General features: G+C 48.6%; 15 protein-coding genes and 1 pseudogene. All 16 read right to left on the bottom strand.

Annotated elements, in window-relative coordinates; translation table 11 throughout:
- Nucleotides 1-214 precede the first annotated feature (214 nt).
- Complete coding sequence (locus tag TDIS_RS09995) at nt 215-1,228, bottom strand: type II secretion system F family protein (protein ID WP_068671750.1); 1,014 nt, start codon at nt 1,226-1,228, stop codon at nt 215-217.
- Nucleotides 1,225-2,688 (bottom strand): GspE/PulE family protein, encoded by a 1,464-nt coding sequence (locus tag TDIS_RS10000; RefSeq protein ID WP_068671751.1) that lies wholly within the window; start codon nt 2,686-2,688, stop codon nt 1,225-1,227. The genes TDIS_RS09995 and TDIS_RS10000 overlap by 4 nt, the downstream gene beginning before the upstream one ends.
- A 15-nt stretch (nt 2,689-2,703) precedes the next feature.
- A complete protein-coding gene (locus TDIS_RS10005) occupies nt 2,704-3,888 on the bottom strand; it encodes a phosphoglycerate kinase (RefSeq protein ID WP_068671752.1) in 1,185 nt (394 codons plus the stop codon).
- Nucleotides 3,889-3,900: 12 nt separating this feature from the next.
- Nucleotides 3,901-5,139: a type I glyceraldehyde-3-phosphate dehydrogenase gene (locus tag TDIS_RS10010; protein WP_068671753.1), complete on the bottom strand. Its 1,239-nt coding sequence runs from the start codon at nt 5,137-5,139 to the stop codon at nt 3,901-3,903.
- Nucleotides 5,140-5,165: 26 nt separating this feature from the next.
- A complete protein-coding gene (locus TDIS_RS10015; RefSeq protein ID WP_068671754.1) occupies nt 5,166-9,323 on the bottom strand; it encodes a PEP/pyruvate-binding domain-containing protein in 4,158 nt (1,385 codons plus the stop codon).
- A gap of 10 nt (nt 9,324-9,333) precedes the next feature.
- On the bottom strand, nt 9,334-10,338 hold the full coding sequence (gene gap / locus TDIS_RS10020; protein WP_068671755.1) for a type I glyceraldehyde-3-phosphate dehydrogenase: 1,005 nt from the start codon (nt 10,336-10,338) through the stop codon (nt 9,334-9,336).
- A 53-nt stretch (nt 10,339-10,391) separates the two neighbouring features.
- Nucleotides 10,392-10,844 (bottom strand): ribosomal protein S18-alanine N-acetyltransferase, encoded by a 453-nt coding sequence (gene rimI, locus TDIS_RS10025; protein ID WP_068671756.1) that lies wholly within the window; start codon nt 10,842-10,844, stop codon nt 10,392-10,394.
- Nucleotides 10,834-11,244 carry a PTS sugar transporter subunit IIA gene (locus tag TDIS_RS10030; RefSeq protein WP_084271073.1) on the bottom strand — a complete coding sequence of 137 codons (411 nt, stop codon included), beginning with the start codon at nt 11,242-11,244 and terminating at the stop codon, nt 10,834-10,836. Before TDIS_RS10030 ends, rimI begins: the two co-directional genes overlap by 11 nt.
- The gene (rapZ, locus tag TDIS_RS10035; protein ID WP_161939518.1) at nt 11,237-12,118 is read right to left on the bottom strand and encodes an RNase adapter RapZ; all 882 of its coding nucleotides are present in this window, start codon (nt 12,116-12,118) and stop codon (nt 11,237-11,239) included. Before rapZ ends, TDIS_RS10030 begins: the two co-directional genes overlap by 8 nt.
- Nucleotides 12,102-12,560: a PTS sugar transporter subunit IIA gene (locus tag TDIS_RS10040; protein WP_068671757.1), complete on the bottom strand. Its 459-nt coding sequence runs from the start codon at nt 12,558-12,560 to the stop codon at nt 12,102-12,104. The genes rapZ and TDIS_RS10040 overlap by 17 nt, the downstream gene beginning before the upstream one ends.
- A gap of 6 nt (nt 12,561-12,566) precedes the next feature.
- Nucleotides 12,567-13,079, bottom strand: a complete 513-nt coding sequence (gene hpf, locus TDIS_RS10045) for a ribosome hibernation-promoting factor, HPF/YfiA family (RefSeq protein WP_068671758.1) — start codon at nt 13,077-13,079, stop codon at nt 12,567-12,569.
- 11 nt (nt 13,080-13,090) lie between these two features.
- Nucleotides 13,091-14,479, bottom strand: a complete 1,389-nt coding sequence (gene rpoN / locus TDIS_RS10050) for an RNA polymerase factor sigma-54 (protein WP_068671759.1) — start codon at nt 14,477-14,479, stop codon at nt 13,091-13,093.
- Between the two features lie 10 nt (nt 14,480-14,489).
- Entirely contained in the window at nt 14,490-15,224 is a 735-nt protein-coding gene (lptB, locus tag TDIS_RS10055) for an LPS export ABC transporter ATP-binding protein (protein ID WP_068671760.1), read from the bottom strand.
- Complete coding sequence (locus tag TDIS_RS10060) at nt 15,205-15,660, bottom strand: LptA/OstA family protein (protein ID WP_068671761.1); 456 nt, start codon at nt 15,658-15,660, stop codon at nt 15,205-15,207. The genes lptB and TDIS_RS10060 overlap by 20 nt, the downstream gene beginning before the upstream one ends.
- Nucleotides 15,653-16,192, bottom strand: coding sequence for an LPS export ABC transporter periplasmic protein LptC (lptC, locus tag TDIS_RS10065; RefSeq protein WP_161939519.1), 540 nt, complete (start codon nt 16,190-16,192; stop codon nt 15,653-15,655). Before lptC ends, TDIS_RS10060 begins: the two co-directional genes overlap by 8 nt.
- Nucleotides 16,168-16,357 (bottom strand): annotated as a pseudogene (locus TDIS_RS11195) (phenylphosphate carboxylase subunit delta); the annotation flags it as partial. The gene lptC and the pseudogene TDIS_RS11195, both read right to left, overlap by 25 nt.

A 16,357-nucleotide genomic window follows, 5' to 3' on the forward strand; every position in this document is an offset into this window, starting at 1 on the left:
ACCAACCATCCCCCGGACACCCTCTCAATCTCTTTCGCACCCTCAAAGCGGAAGGGCTCCCCACGTATCTCCTCAATAAAGATCCGGGAACCAAACTGAACATAATAAATTTCAAAAGTCTTCTCGGGGGCATATATCGAAGGTCTCGGAGTACAACTCAAAAGAAAAATTGCAAAAACGAAAATCAGTAAAAAATATCCTTTGAACCCTGGATTCATAATTTCACGGAGGAAGAGATTTCCATAATAGGCAAAATAACTGAAATTACTATATAAGCAACTACTATACCTATAAAAAGAATAGTTAGAGGTTCAAGCCACTTTAGAGTCCGTTCAATGAGATAGTCCGCTTCCTTTATCATAATGTCGGAGGCGTTGTGTAACATTTCTGGCAAAGTTCCGGTTTCCTCCCCGATAGCAACCAGTTCTGAGAGAAATTCTGGGACGAACCCGTACCTCCGGAGATGTCTACTCAGGGATTGGCCCTCCTCCAGGAACTTAATTATCTCTTCCAGAGATTCCTTCACATAAAGATTCTGGCAACTATTACCTCCCGTAGCCACGGCTCTGGGAAGGACTACTCCGGACTCAAGAAGCAGCGCGGTGGTGTAACTCCACCTCGAAAGATCGAAGTAAAGCCAAATAGTCCCCACCACTGGTATTTTCAAGATGATCCGATGAATCTCATACCAGCCTTTTTTCTTAATCCACCACGCCCCGAAGACTAGGAAAATCGGAATCCCCAGCAAGAGAAACCACCACAGGAATTTAGCTCCCCAGAGGAGGACTTTGGTAAGAAAAGGCAAATCCCTTCCGAAACTAAGAAGGATCTTTCTCAACTTTGGAACGATGAATTCCAGAACCACTATCACTGATAAAAAACTGAACCCTATTACTAAAGCAGGATAAATAAGGGCTCCCGTAACCCGTGCCCGAAATTCCTCAATACGGGCAAGGAGATCCGAAGCCTTGGAGAATATTTTCTCAAGGCTTTCTCCGGTTTGAGCCGCGATCAACATTTCGCAGACAAATTCCGGGAAGAGTTTACTCTTGCTAAAAGCCCGTACCAGATCCTCGCCATCCTCTATACTTTTCTTTACTTCAAGAATCTTCTGAGAGGCCTCCGCTTTCTGGCGTGAGAGGAGTTCTAAAACTTTAGGTAAAGGAAGACCGCTTTTCAGGAGCACAGAAAGTTCCTTCAAAAGAAGATGGGACCGATAGGATTTCATTCTTTGTCCGTGAGTGCCAGTAGCTCCGAGGAAGTAGTAAGACCGGCAAGGACCTTCTCTAGAGCATCCTGCCGCAAGATTTTGAACTTCCCCTTTAGAGCCTCATTACGAATTTCATTGGCATTTGGGGTGGTTAGAATTAAATTTTTTAATTTTTCATCCAACTCCAACACTTCAAAAATCCCAATTCGACCTTTATAGCCCGTTCCCAAACATTCATCACATCCCCTACCCCGGTAAAGTTCGCCATCAAAATTCTCCGGAAGACCCAGAGCCTTCAATTCTTCCAGTGAGGGACGGTAGGGTTCACGACAGTGGGGACATATCCTTCGGACCAGGCGCTGAGCAATGACTCCCTCAAAAGAAGAAGCTATGAGGTAAGGCTCGATCCCCATGTCCACCAAGCGTGTTATGGCTGTGGGGGCATCGTTGGTGTGAAGAGTTGAGAGAACCAGATGTCCGGTGAGGGCGGCGTGAATTGAAATCTCAGCGGTCTCGTTATCACGGATCTCTCCCACCAAAATAACATCTGGATCCTGGCGCAAAATGGAACGCAGACCCGCGGCGAAGGTAAGACCCACTTTGGGATTGACCTGTACCTGTCCCAGGCCACTCACCTGGTACTCCACCGGGTCCTCGATAGTAATGATGTTCTTGTGCGGATAAAGCTCGCGCACGAGAAGCAACATGGCATAGAGAGTGGTGGACTTTCCCGCACCCGTGGGACCAGTAGCTAGAATAAGACCATACGGTTTTTTGGCCAGTCGCACTATTTTGTGATAGTCTTCCTCAGAAAGCCCTAGTTCCTCAAGCATTAAAAGTCGATTACTTTTATCAAGTAATCTCAAGACAACCCTTTCTCCGAAAATAGTGGGGAGCACAGAAACACGAATATCGAGTTCCCTCTCGCCTATCTTTATGCGCATACGACCATCTTGGGGAACAAGCTTTTCGGCTACATTCAAATTAGACATAACCTTTATACGGGCAACAACCTGGGAATATATACGCATAGGGAACCGTTGATACTCGTGAAGAACTCCGTCGAGACGAAGCTTAATGAGGGCTTCCTTTTCTCCAGGATCAAAATGAATATCCGAAGCCCCTACACGAGAAGCCTTAATGAGCACACGATTTATAAGATTAACCACAGGAGCCTCAGAATAAACATTAAGGAGGTCGAGAGAACCCTTTTTTTCCCCCTCTTCACCCTCCTCGGAAAGACTAATCTCCTTGAGTTCCGAAAGCAGTCTTTCAAGTTTTTCCGAAAATTCCTCCAGACTAATCTTCCGTTTTTTGAAAGGTCTTTGGAGAAGAAACCTCACCTCCTCAATAGAATCCTTCGGAGTCTGCTCCGTAAAATAAAGACAAGGTTCCTCTCCATCCCATTCCAGAATAACCCGCCGTTTCTGAAAGTAAGAGCTACTCCAAGGAGTCAGCTTTTTTCGAGCTACAGGCATAATTAACTAGAATTTTCAACTTTTCATCTTCAATACCGCAATACCCGGGAGCTCCTTGCCCTCGAGGAACTCCAAAAAGGCTCCCCCTCCCGTGGAAAGGTAGGAGAAAGCGTGGATCACACCCGCTTTCCTTATAGCCGAAAGGGTGTCTCCGCCTCCAGCAAGAGTCAAGGCCGAACTCTCCGCTATGGCCCGAGCTATACCGACGGTACCCTTTGCAAAAGGAGGTTTTTCAAAAAGTCCAAGAGGCCCGTTCCAAACAATGGTTCCGGCCTCAGAAAGGGCTCCAGAAAAGAGTCTTACGGTCTCGGACCCAATATCATAGATAGCCGCCTCTGCCAGAACCTCCGATACCGAAACCTCCTGCATCCCCCTACCCTCCTCGTCCTCGGCCACTACCGCGTCCACAGGGAGATAAACCTTTACTCCTCTTTCATCCGCTGAAAGCAGGATCTCCCTTGCGGTCTCTAGCTCGGAATCCTCAACCAACGACTTTCCGAGACTCAGGCCCTCGGCCGCAAGGAAAGTGTTGGCCATAGCCCCGCCAATGATCAGCTTGTCCACTTTGGAAATAAGGTTCCGTAAGACTTCGATTTTGCCAGAGATTTTGGCTCCACCTACAACGGCCACAAAGGGCTTTTCCGGGGCCTCAAGGGCCCTGGTGAGGTAATCTACCTCTCGTTTTAGCTGAAACCCGGCCGCAGCCGCCGGAACCCTTTCCGGAATTCCTACTACGGAGGCGTGCGCCCGGTGACTCACCGAAAAGGCGTCATTTACATAGACCTCGCATAGCCTAGCTAATGCCTCCGCAAATGCGGGATCGTTTTTAGTCTCCCCTTTGTGAAACCTCAAATTTTCAAGAAGCAAGATCTCCCCATGAGCAAGTTCTTCTACGGCCCTCTCCGCCACCTCTCCGATACAGTCTTCCGCAAAACGTACTGATTTTCCAAGTAGTTCTGATAGCTTTACGGCTACCGGTTTGAGGGAAAGCTCTGGAACCCGCTGGCCTTTCGGCCTACCAAGATGGGAACAAAGAATGATTCGTGCCCCTTTCTCCATTAGGTATTTTATAGTAGCCAAGCTTGCCCTTATGCGGGTATCGTCTACCACCTGCCCCTGAGAAAGGGGCACGTTATAGTCCACTCGTACAAGGACACGCCTTCCAGCAACTTCTATTTGGGAAAGATCTCTTATTCCCATCTCTCGGCCTCCTTAAAACATCTTCTCTGCAATATGAACCGTTAGATCACCCAGCATAGTCACGTAAGAACCAAATTCATTGTCATACCAGCCGTAAACCACCGCTTGAGTGATGGGAACTTCCACTTGGGCACAGGAAAGCCCCTTTACCTCTTCAGGGGTTATGCCCTTGCAGGCCTTGGATAGATCTACCCGGGCCAAAGCCGTGCGGGTATGGGTCTCGGCTCCCTCGATAATGGCCGCCGCCCGGGGGTAACCGATGATGTCTGTGGAGACGTTCTGCTCCAAGGTAAAGACTAGGTAGGGCTTATACGGTCCCTCTGCAGCCTGACGATAAATCTCGTTTATGGTCTCCCGGGTTATACGGTTCTCAAGACTCTCGTCCTGGATGTTTACCACCAGGACGATAAGGCTACCAGTGGTAGTGGGAATCCGTACGCTTTCTGCCATGAAACCTACACGCTTCATCTCCGGAATGACCAAGCCAAGGGCATCGGCCGCCCCAGTGGTGGTGAGGATGATATTGTTGAAGATACTTCTGGTCTTCCGCAGATCTTTGGCCCCGGACTTTGGGGGTTTATCGAGCACGGACTGGGAATTGGTAACCGCATGCACGGTCACCATCGAGGCCGAAAGGATACGGTCAGGTCCAAAGTGGTCTAGAAGGGGTTTTACCATGTAAGCCAAACAGGTAGTAGTGCAGGAAGCCGCAGAAATAACCCGATGCTTCTCAGGCCGATACGTCTCCTCGTTTATTCCATAGACCACGGTTACAGAGTCTTCGGGAAAGCCCTTCTCCTTATCTTTGAGTTTAAAAGGTGCCGAAAGGATGACCTTCTCCGCGCCGGCGGCCAGATGGCCCCTAAGCGCACCTTTAGGATCGTCAGGCTCGGCTTGGGGATTCCTAAAGACTCCTGTGGTATCCACCACCAGACGTACCCCCTCTTCCTTCCACTTGATATCCTTGGGGTTTCGGCTCTCGCGCAAAATCTTTACCGGCACCCCATCTATGGTCATGGTGCCTTCCTTATCGTTCAGATTCTCGATTACCCGCCCGCCTTTATAACCATAGAGGTAATTAGAAAGCCGGCCATAGGTGCTATCCTTCTCAAGGTAAGAAGCTAGGTCCTCAAGGGACCTACCAATTTCACGGCCGGTATTTATCACGATTTCGGAAAAATATTTGCGGGCCACATGATGCCACAAAGTGAGCTTTCCAATTCGTCCCAAACCATTGATCCCTAGTTTCATCTCCCCCTCCTTTCCTTAAAGTTTCATTAACCGGGATAGAGCCCGGCTACTTCCCTTATGGGATGTTTACCTAAATATACGTTTCCCCTCAAGCCATCAATACTTATCCAGTCCCCAAGTCTCACGTAACGGCCATTAAAACGGGCCACCTTCTGATCTTCATCGATAATAAGATTCTCGCATCCCACCACACAAGTTTTGCCCAATCTTGAGGCTACAATGGCCGCATGGGAAGTCTGGCCTCCGCGGGCCGTGAGTAAACCATCAGCCTGACTGATCTCTTTGATGTCATCCGGCACGGTATCGTAACGTATCAGAATGAAGGGAGTCTCTGGGTCCTCCCGACGAAGCCTTTCTATGTCCTCAAGGCTAAAAACCACCCTTCCTGAAAGGGCCCCTCCGGAAACCCCGATACCCTTTCCCAGAAAATATCTCTCAAGCTCCGCAACATTCTCAAAGATCCGGATACGGGGCCGCTCCTCCTGAGTAACCATGTCCCGCACCTGAAGAATATATAAATCTTCTTTATGCAATCCTTCAAAAGTAAACTCTATCTCCTGATGAGACCACTTCTTTTCGTAAACTAGATATTGAGCGATCTCAAAAAGGGCCCGATAGATTTCAGGAAAGGCCTCCTCAAGGGAAGGGCCCTCCCGGTTCTCTCGTTTCTTCTGCTCGATGGAAATAGGAAAGGTATTCACTAGTCCAGAAACGATGTCTTCCCCCTGGTTGCCAGGGGTATAATCTCCCCAAAGTGCGATGCGGGAAAGTTTTCCGTATGGCGGAGCTGTAAAGACCACTCCGGTCCCGGAGTTGAGGCTCAGGTTTCCAAAAGTCATGGCCTGAACAATCACGGCTGTACCCCAGAAGTCGGAAATGCCCATAATTTCTCTATAAATCCGGGCTTTTCGGGCCTGCCACGAGGCAAAGATAAGTTCAAGGGATCGAGCCAGTTGCTCCCAGGGATCATCTGGAATCTCTATACCGTGACTCTCGACCATCTTTCGGTAGAGGAGAGCCAGCTCCCGCATTTCCTCTCCAGAGAACTCCCGTTTCTTACGCACCCTGTAGAGCCTCTTGTGGGCCCGCATGAGCTGGTTAAAAAGTTCTCGGCCAAGGCCATGAGCCATAGCCCAACTCTGTACAAAACGACGGTAGGTGTCCCAAGCAAACCAGAGATTGCCAGTCTTTTCCGCCAAGGCCTCTATAATCTCGGGATTGGAACCCAGATTGAGGATAGTGGACATCATACCTGGCATGGAAATAGCCGCCCCGCTCCTTACCGAAAGAAGCAAGGGATTTTCCGGAGAACCAAACCTTTTCCCGGTATCCTTCTCAAGCCCCCGGATGCTTTCTTCAATACGAGCCAGAAGATCCTCCCTAGTTTCTCGATACTTGTAGATCACTGATTTGCAACGAAAGACCTCGGTAGTAATCACAAATCCCGGAGGCACACGGATACCCTCCTCCACCAGGAGGAGAAGATTATAGGCCTTATTACCCAGATGGATGAGATCTCGGGTCAAGGGGTTGGGATTTCTCAAACAGCAAAGGGCCCGATCCGGGTCATAGCTCATAAGAAGATCTAGATCTCGTGGCTCAAGACGCTCTCTCTGCTTGAGGAGTATTTGATAGACCCTGGAAACAAAGTTATCGAGGGACTGGAGGACAAAAGAAGAGGTCACCAGGTCCCGGGTAAAGTTTTCCGTAATTCGGTGAATGAACTCCTCCTCCGAAAGCCCTTGGGTACCTCGCCGATATAATGGAAGAAGGTGTTTTCGGCCGGTCTGTCTCAAAATGATGGAGAGATTCTCAAGATGGGGACTCACGTAGTAGGCCTTGATGATGTGTTTGACCCCTTCAAGGAGACCTCGGAAAATGTCCAGATACTGGGTATAGGTAAAACGTCGCATCTCAAGCGAGGCCTCGAGGAGTTGGAGGTAAATATCAAATTTTTTCGAAGAGATGCCCTCCACTTCCAGAGCCTTACGAAAAAGCTTCAAATACCTGAGGATCTTAAAGAAGGTCGCCCGGGTAATAAAGCGAGGATCGAAATTCTGGACTAATTCTTCGAAATAATTTCGGGCCAGGACCTCCAGTCGAAAAGTCAGCCCCAGGGCATCGAACTTCTTCTCGTGATAGCGGCCGTACATAGAAGGAATATCGGCCGCTATATGTCGCTTGAGATAAATGTCTTCCCTGGGCTCATATCTCTGCGGTGAAAGGATGATGTTTTTCAAATACTCCAGATAGTCCAAGAGGGCCGAAAGACGGCTTTCAAGCCCCTCCTCCGAAAGAGCCGCAAGGAGCTCCTCTACCCCTTCAAAGCCCCAATATTTAGCCTGCAGGAGATACTCTCGAAGGTCTTCCGGGGAAAAACTGTATTTTTGATGTTCGAGTTTGTACATTTGGTAAAGTAGAAAGACTCGCCTCCTCTCCTTCTCACTAGTCTTAACCCTAGCAAGGATCGCCTCCACTTCTTCGGAGGAATGCTCCAGGAGCTCATCGGGGCTCTTTATCCCCAGACTATCAAAAAGGGCTTTGGTGACCTCATGGGCCTTCTTAGTAAAGGGAGCTTTGGGATCAAGACTTTCCCAAAGACTTTTGGGAATAAAGGGTTTAAGGGGACGCTTATCTAGCGTCCGCCAGTAATCAAAAATAGCCGCGATGAAGTCTAAAATGAGGTTCGAACTCTCCACATGGCTTTGTTTCCGGAGAAAATGGATAAGGGGGTCCTTACGGTTATAAATTTCGTCGATTTCAGTTGAAACGTCCCTCAATAGCCCTTCGGCACCGATCTCGTTGAAATAAACCGGAAGCAGCCTACAGAATTGCTTGACCAGATGGTAAACAGGAGCAATATCGGCGTTAAGGAGCCGGGTAACGTCTTTTTGGAAAAGATCGGTGTCCCGAATACAAGTTCCAGCCAGTTTTAAATTAATGATGAGAGCTGAAAGAAGAGTCACGCACCACTTGGGATTCTTCTCGAAAATTTCAAGCCAGACGCGTATGTTAAGAAGATGGGCCGGATTACAGAGAACGTGCCACTCCTGATCCACCCCTTTGATTTCTGGATATTGGAACCCGAACTTGACCACCTCTTCCACAAAGATCTCAGCTAAATGTGGATCTTCCCTCTCCAGAATCTCAAACCCCAGGTTCTTGATACACTGAAGAGCAGTCCAGGGGAAAAGCCTGACCTTCTCTTTAAGAAGTTCAAAAGTTTTATAGATCAGACGATCGAGATTCTCGGGGGGCTCTTTTCTTATCACGGCCACTAGGGCCCGGTTGATCTCCCTCAGGACTTCCTCGTGGATAAGGGATAAAGCCGGGTTTTCAGCCATTTTAAATAGAAAGAGGAGCTTGAGATCCTCAAGATTTCCCTTCTTAGAAGAAAGGGCCTCTAGTTTTTCTGGAACTTCCCTAAAGCTGCGTATCAGTTCCAGATGATCCGGAAGTTTGAGTAGATCTTCCAGTTTAGGAGAACTCATGCTCTTTAAGGTCTTGAGATAAGAGCGCAGGGTTCTTGCAGAAACCGGCTTAATAATATCCACATAGCCAGGGACCTCGACAAACCATTTCTCAGGATCCGAGGCCGAAAGCCAGGCCTTGTAGGTAAGAAAAAGACTTTTCTTCACGAGGTCCACCAGGGATCCGGGAGGAGGGAGTGGACTCTTGAGGAAATACCTTTCAGCCAAACGCTTGAAGGAATGATAGCTCTCAAGAAAGACCAGCAACCGATCCTCTGGAAGTCCGGAAAGGGCCCGGAAAACCTCTTCGAAAACCGGAAGATAACGCGGCCAATCCTTTTTCTCTAAGCTCTCGAAGGCCTTTTCTAGAACCGAGAAAATCCCCTCCCCAGCCTGAAGCCAAAGTTCCCTCTTCTTGTCTCCAAGGCCAAGGAAAAAGAGATCCATAATGGCCCAGAGGGCTTGAGGACCTTTCTCACGGGGGGCCAGCACTCGAAAATTCTTGAGGGCAAAGGAACGAAGGTCGGAAAGAACCAGTCTCAGATTGCGATAGGGATGATAGGCCTCGCGCAGAAGTTCTTCGGCCTGTTTCTCAAGGCCCCGGTAACCCGAGACCGCCTCCACCAAAACTAAGTGCTGTTCATCAAGCCTGATCTCCGTAACGGCCGTCTCGGCCAGATTGGCAAGCAGGGCCTTGGAGGTGAAGGCCGGCATGACCTATAATCTAGGCCTCCCTTTCCCACATATAACGTATAAGATCCAGGATGCGGTTGGAATATCCCCATTCGTTGTCGTACCAGGCCACCACCTTAACCATAGAGCCTTCTATGACCTTTGTGCAGAGACCATCCACGATGGCTGAATGAGGATCTCCCAGAAGATCTTGGGAAACCAAGGGGTCTTCGATATACCGCAAATAGCGGCTCTCGGCCTCTTTAAAGGCCTGATTGACCTCTGGAACGGTAGTCTCTCTATCTACCTCCACCACTAGATCGATCAAGGAGACATCCGGCGTGGGCACACGAACCGCCATCCCGTCTATCTTGCCCTGAAGTTCAGGGATCACACGTCCCACTGCAACCGCAGCCCCGGTTTTGGTAGGGATCATATTCATAGCCGCTGCTCTTGCCCGCCGCAAATCTTTGTGTGGAAGATCAAGGAGTCTCTGGTCATTGGTATAGGCATGGACGGTGGTCATGAAACCCCGCTTGACCCCAAAACGATCGAGCAGGACCTTGAGGACCGGAGCTAGACAGTTAGTGGTACAAGAGGCATTGGAGACTACGTGATGTTTAGCGGGCTCGTATTCGTATTCATTTACCCCCATAACCACAGTTACATCTACATTTTTGGCCGGCGCGGTAATAACCACCTTGCGGGCTCCCCCAGAGAGATGGTCTCTGGCAAGATCTCCGTCTGTAAACCTTCCCGTAGCCTCAATCACGTATTCCACTCCCGCTTCGCGCCAGGGTATAGCCGAAGGTTCCTTGCCCTGAAAGACTCTTATTTCTCTTCCGTCCACATAGAGAGCCTTCTCATCCGCTTTCACTTCGTGGGGAAAGATGCCGAAAACAGAATCGTATTTTAGAAGATGAGCTAAGGTAACGGCGTCCGTAAGATCATTTATGGCCACGATCTCAAGATCTTTGAATTCTGGATATTTGTAGGCCGCACGAAAAATGGTCCGGCCGATACGGCCAAAACCGTTTATTCCGATCCGAAGTCCCATAAAATCCCTCCCTGCCTGATTTTCTCAGTTTACATGGTAAGTTTTCAAGCCTCTCAAGTCAAGGAAAGCCCCATAAGAAGGGCATCCTCTCCGGTATCCGAGTAATAGCGGGGTCTTCGCCCCTCAAACTTAAAACCCAAACTCTGGTATAACCGTATGGCGGCCAGATTTCTCTCTCGAACCTCAAGGAGAGCCCTTTTCGCTCCGTAGCGCTTGGCCGTCTCAAGGGCAACTTCAAGGAGCTTCTTCCCCAATCCCTTTTGGCGATAATCCCTTCTGACAGCAAGATTGGCCAGATGCATCTCATCGGCTATCACCCAGAAACATATGTAACCCAGAATCTCGCTGGCTTCTTCTATAACCAGAAATACGCCATTTTTCTTTTCAAATTCCTTGAGAAAGGCCTCTTTACTCCAAGGAGTGGGAAAAGACTCCTTCTCAATGGCGAGAATTTGAGGGAGATCCGAGGACCTAGCCCTTCGTATCCTGATATCTTCAATCCTCAAGGAGAGCAGAGGACTTCACGATGGCCTTCTTCCCGGCTTCGGTCACCAACGCAGCCAGTTCCGCCGGAGGAAGTTCTCGATGCTGAAAGGCCTTGATGAGCATGGGAAGATTTACTCCAGAAACCACCTCCACCTTTCCCTTTTCAAGAAAAATCAGCCCAAAATTAGAGGGGGTGCCTCCGAAAAGATCCGTGAGGATAAGGACCCCTTGTCCTCGGTCGGCGCGAGAGAGGGTTTCTTTGATACGATCTCGAATCCTTTCCGGAGACTCGGAAGGATCAATATCCAAGGGAAAAATCCCTTCGCTGTCTTCAAGGATGAAAGCCGCCACTTTAACCAATTCCCGCGCCAAATTACCGTGAGCGATAACCACTATACCGGTCATAATTCCCTCAGACACTAGAGTCTTTTTCAAGATCTCGATGAGTAACCAGGATATGCCTCCCAGCCGCCTTCAATCTTTCGGCTAGGGCCTCCGTAATGGCCACCGATCGGTGTCGCCCACCGGTGCATCCCAAGGCCACCACCACATACCCCCTTCCTTCTTTTTCATAATACGGAAAGACAAAATTTAAAAGCCCCGAAAGATCATCCAAGAACCTACGGGCCTCCTCGCTACTCAAGACATATTGCTTTATCCGACCATCCAGGCCAGAAAGCGCTTTTAATTCGGGAACAAAATAGGGATTGGGAAGGAATCGGAGATCAAAGACAAAATGGGCCTCAGCAGGAAGACCGTATTTAAACCCGAAAGAAAGGAGGTGGATAGTAGGCAAACGCAATCTTTCCCGGGAACCATATCTTCTTAGAATCTCGCTTCGCAATTGATAAAGGTTGAAATTCGAAGTGTCTATAACTGTAGTAGCCATTTCTTTTAAAGAGGCCAGGAGATCCGCCTCCTTGAGGATGGCCTCCCTTAAAGGAATGTCTTTGCCTAGAGGATGAGGCCTCCGCGTCTGACTGTAACGATAGATAAGGATTTCCAGCGAGGCTGTAAGAAAAAGGATTTCTAGGTAATACCCTCTTTCCCGAACCTTCTTAAAAATGGGCTCGAAGTTCTCAATAAAATCCTCCCCCCGTACATCCATCACCAGAGCAAGCTTCTGAGGACCTTCCCGCTCTTTGATTTCAAGCAAGGGCAAAAGTAGGGAAACCGGCAGATTGTCTACGCAAAAGTATCCTAGATCCTCAAAGGCCTTGAGAGCCGTGCTCTTCCCAGAGCCCGAAAGACCGGTAATAACAACTATTTCGAGATCTTTAAAATTCCCGATCAAAATGAACGATAACCTCGAGGATTTCTTTCTTATCCCGGGCCGAAAGGATGGCCTCTCGAAAGGCCTTCTCCCGTAACATACGGGCTAAATTTGATAAACAGCGAAGATAAGCTGAGGTCTCCCTCTCCGGGGCCAGGACCGTAAAAATAATCTTAACAGGCTGACCATCTGGAGCCTCAAAATCTATACCTTTTAGAATGCGGGCTGCGCCAATATATATCCTGGAAAGGAGGGGGAGACGGGCATGGGGAAGGGCTACCCCCTCCCCCATGGCGGTGGACCCCATCTTTTCCCTCTCTACCAGAGCGGCTTCGATCTTCTCCGGTTTAAGACCGGTTTCCTCAGCTAGAAATAGGCTAAGGTCTTTCAAAACTTGCCATTTATCGGAAACTTTAATCTCTTCAAGTACACATTTTTCAGCGATAAGAGGACGTATACGCACCGAAACCTACTCCGGAATACAGAGGATAATCCTTTCTCCTTCCCTGGTAAGGGCACAGATCTTGTCCCCTTCATCCGGATTGATAAAGAGAAAAACCGGACGCTCAACCTTGGAAAATTGCTCTAGAGCCTCCTCCACGGACATAGGCTTAAGGGAAACTCTCTCAACTTGGATTTCAGGCTGAACCAGCTCGCCAGAACTTTCAATGCTTATACTACGCCGACCTTTTTTGTTAATGCCTTTCCTCTTTTCCCGGAATCTTTTGATCTGTTTCTCCAAGATATCAGAAACCAGGTCAATAGCCTCGTACATATCTCCGGTTTCTTCTTTGGCTGTGACATCCAATCCGTCCCCTCTCAAGATTACCTCAACCTCGTTCCTAAGTTTTTCAGCCTTAAGGATCACCTGGGCCTCAACCGGACCTTCGAAGTACTTCTCTAAGCGCCCGATCTTCTTGCGCACGTACTCCTTAAGACCTTCAGAAGAATCCAGGTGTCTAAAAGTAATATTGATCTGCATATCAACCTCCTTCAGGAGAATTTCTTGCGACTACGGGCTGAAGGATACCCCAAAGCCTCTCGATACTTGGCCACCGTCCTTCGAGCTATTTTGACTTTATATTTAGTCTCCAGCAGTTTGGCAAGTTCTTGATCGGTGTAAGGACGTCGCGGATCTTCTGAAGCTATCAAATCCTTCAGATACTCCTTGACGGTCTGAGAGGAAACCTCTCCAGAGGACCCCTTCACCCCGGAGGGAAAGAAAAATTTAAGTTCATATAGTCCATGAGGCGTTTCGGCGTATTTATTATGGGTAACCCGGCTCACAGTAGATTCATGCACACCGATCCTTTCGGCCACATCCTTTAAGGTTAAAGGCCTAAGATAGGCTGGCCCTTTCTCCAGGAATTCTCCCTGAAGTTCCGCCAAGACCTCAGCCACCCTGAGAAGGGTCTTTCCCCTTTGATCAAGACTTTTCATGAGCCATTCCGCCGAACGGAGCTTCTCTCGAATAAACATCTTGGCCTTACGGGGAATGAAGGGATCCGAAAGGAGATTCCTGTAATAGCTGTTGAGTTTGAGCCGTGGAAGGCCCTCTTCGTAAAGGCGGGCTCGCCAGCGATTCCCTTCCTTGTAGAAGATCACATCTGGTTCCACATAAAGCGTCCTTTCCGTAGAAAAGGCCCTTCCGGGATAGGGTTCAAGACCGCGGATAACCTCAAGGGCTCGGCTAATTTCTTCTTCGGAAATGCCGAATTTTTTGGCCAGATACGTTTCTCCTTTGGGCACTTCTTTAAGATAGTCTCTCACTATCTCCGCAGGCAAAGAGTCCTCTGGGTATCCTAGATAGTGGAGCTGTGCCAGAAGACATTCCTCAAGAGAAAGAGAACCTATTCCCACAGGATCAAAAAACTTAAGGCGCTCCCTCACCTCCTCCACCAAAGAAAGAGAAACATTTAGATCCCGGGATACCTCCTCCGGAGAAATGGTAAGATAGCCCCTTTCGTCTAGATTCCGAATGATGTATTCAGCCACCGTCTTTTCTTCTTCCGAAAAGCCTGCGAGAGCTAGTTGCCAGAGTAAATGTTCACATAGCCCTTCTTCTTTCCTTACTCGACCCTCCCAGTAGATAGGCTCCTTCTCTTCAAAGGCAAAGGGAGGATAAGGAGAAGGTTCTTCTTCTACCAAAGTTTCCCACAGATCGGTTTCTTCAACATTTTTTTCTTCTTTCAAACTCTCTTCTATGGAGAAGTTTCCATCCGGGTTTTCAAGCTCAAGCAGGGGATTGCTTTCCAGTTCCGTCCGTAAATATTCCATAAGTTCTAAGCGGTTTAACTGAAGTAACTTCAGGGCCTGCCTCAATTGAGGGGTCAGTATAAGTTCCGGCCGGAGCTTGAGCTGGGTCTTCAGTTCCAGAGCCACGGCTTCCTCCTCAGATGGTAAAATCTTCGCCGAGATAGAGAGTTCGAGCCCGTTCGTTCCGTACGATCTCTTCCGGAGGACCACTCGCGATGATTTGCCCGCCAGCTACAATGTAGGCCCGGTCACAGACCGCAAGGGTCTCTCTTACATTGTGATCTGAAATGAGAAGCCCCAAGCCCTTCTCTTTGAGCCTTTTAAGGGTGACTTTAAGATCCGCCACGGCCAAAGGATCTATCCCAGCAAAAGGCTCGTCGAGCAGGAGAAACCGTGGTTCGGTAGCTAGGGCCCGCATGATCTCCACCCGTCGTCTCTCTCCTCCGGAAAGAGAGTATCCTTTCTGTTTACGCAGGTGTTCTACCGAAAGAAGAGATAGAAGTTCCTCTAATTTCTCCTGAGCCTCTTTGAGACTCTTTCCGGTTTCCTCAAGGACCAATCTAACATTTTCCTCCACCGTAAGGCGTCTAAAGATAGAAGGTTCCTGGGGAAGATAAACCAGTCCCGCCCGGGCTCTCTGATAGACCGGAAGTCTAGTAATATCTTGTTCTTCCAACAGGACTTGGCCATCATCCGGCCTAAGGAAACCGGCTATCATATAAAAAGTAGTGGTCTTGCCCGCGCCATTAGGTCCAAGAAGCCCCACTATCTCTCCGGCCTGAATTTCAAGGTCTACTCCCTTGACCACTTCCCGCTTCTTAAATTTTTTACGGAGCCTTTGGGCCCTAAGTCTAGTCCTCGGTATAGACATAGGCTTCTACCCTTCCGTTCCCGGACGATAAAACCTCGCTACGATTCTCCTTGAAATAAATTACCACTATGGCCCCTCTAACCTCGTCCTTGCCATGCCAGACCCGAGGATTATCTTCAAGCACCAATCGATCTTCATCCTTGAAATAAACGGCTTTGCCGGAAAGAGCCCGCCATCTCCCCTTTTCTATCCTTACCTCCCCCAAAGCAATAAGCTTTTTGACCTCCCGTCGTCCTTTGCGTATCTCGTAATAAACATAAAGTCTATTAGACCAGAGTTTGAGATCCCCCTTTTTAGCTTCTACGTGTCCGGTAAAGACCGCAAGTTTTTCATCTTCAAGAACTTCCATACGATCGGAACGAATATCAATAGGAGCGGCCCAAAGGTGGCCCACAAGAAGACAGAGACCAAAAAAGACCAGGCCCCATCTAACCATGAAATTCCACCTGACTTCTCTGTTTGACCCTCAATTTCCCAGTAGAGACTTGATATTCAAAACCTATTCCTTTAATAATAAGCCCCCTGTCCTTCAATACCACCGGGGCCTGGTTGGTAAGGATATGCTTCCGAGGGAAATAATAAAGGACCTCGGTAAAAAGCATACCCTTTTCAGGGGTTTTTAGAACCACTTTCTTCCGAAAGACAAAAAAATCTTTTTGTCTTTCATAAATCCCCTGACGGGCTTTAATAAATAGTCCCTCTTTTTGGAGAGAAAAAATTTGAGGAGAAGTCATCTCTATCCGATCTGGATAGCGATTAGCCTCTTTAGCTTGGACCTTCCACTCAGGCCTACCTTTTCGAAAGTAAACATACTCTAGGTCTTTAAAGGTATTTCGGGGCTTTTCCGGAACTTCTTTTGGTTTAGGAGCTGCAGGGACTTTATTGGTCTTTGGCGAGGGAGGTGGGGTTTGGGTGCAGGATACACATCCCCACAGTAATACTATCAAGAAGACAAGAATTCTTGCCATAGAGCCTCCCATTTGCCATGAGCTTTCAGAATGAGATCACAAACCTCTCTTACCGCCCCTCTCCCCCCCGGTCTTTGGGTGACATAGTGAACCCATTCCTTGACCGGAGGCCAGGCCTCTGGAACCGTAATCGCAAGCCCCACTCGCTTCAAAACCGGAATATCC

It is taken from the genome of Thermosulfurimonas dismutans, from assembly GCF_001652585.1.
Classification (GTDB): domain Bacteria; phylum Desulfobacterota; class Thermodesulfobacteria; order Thermodesulfobacteriales; family Thermodesulfobacteriaceae; genus Thermosulfurimonas; species Thermosulfurimonas dismutans.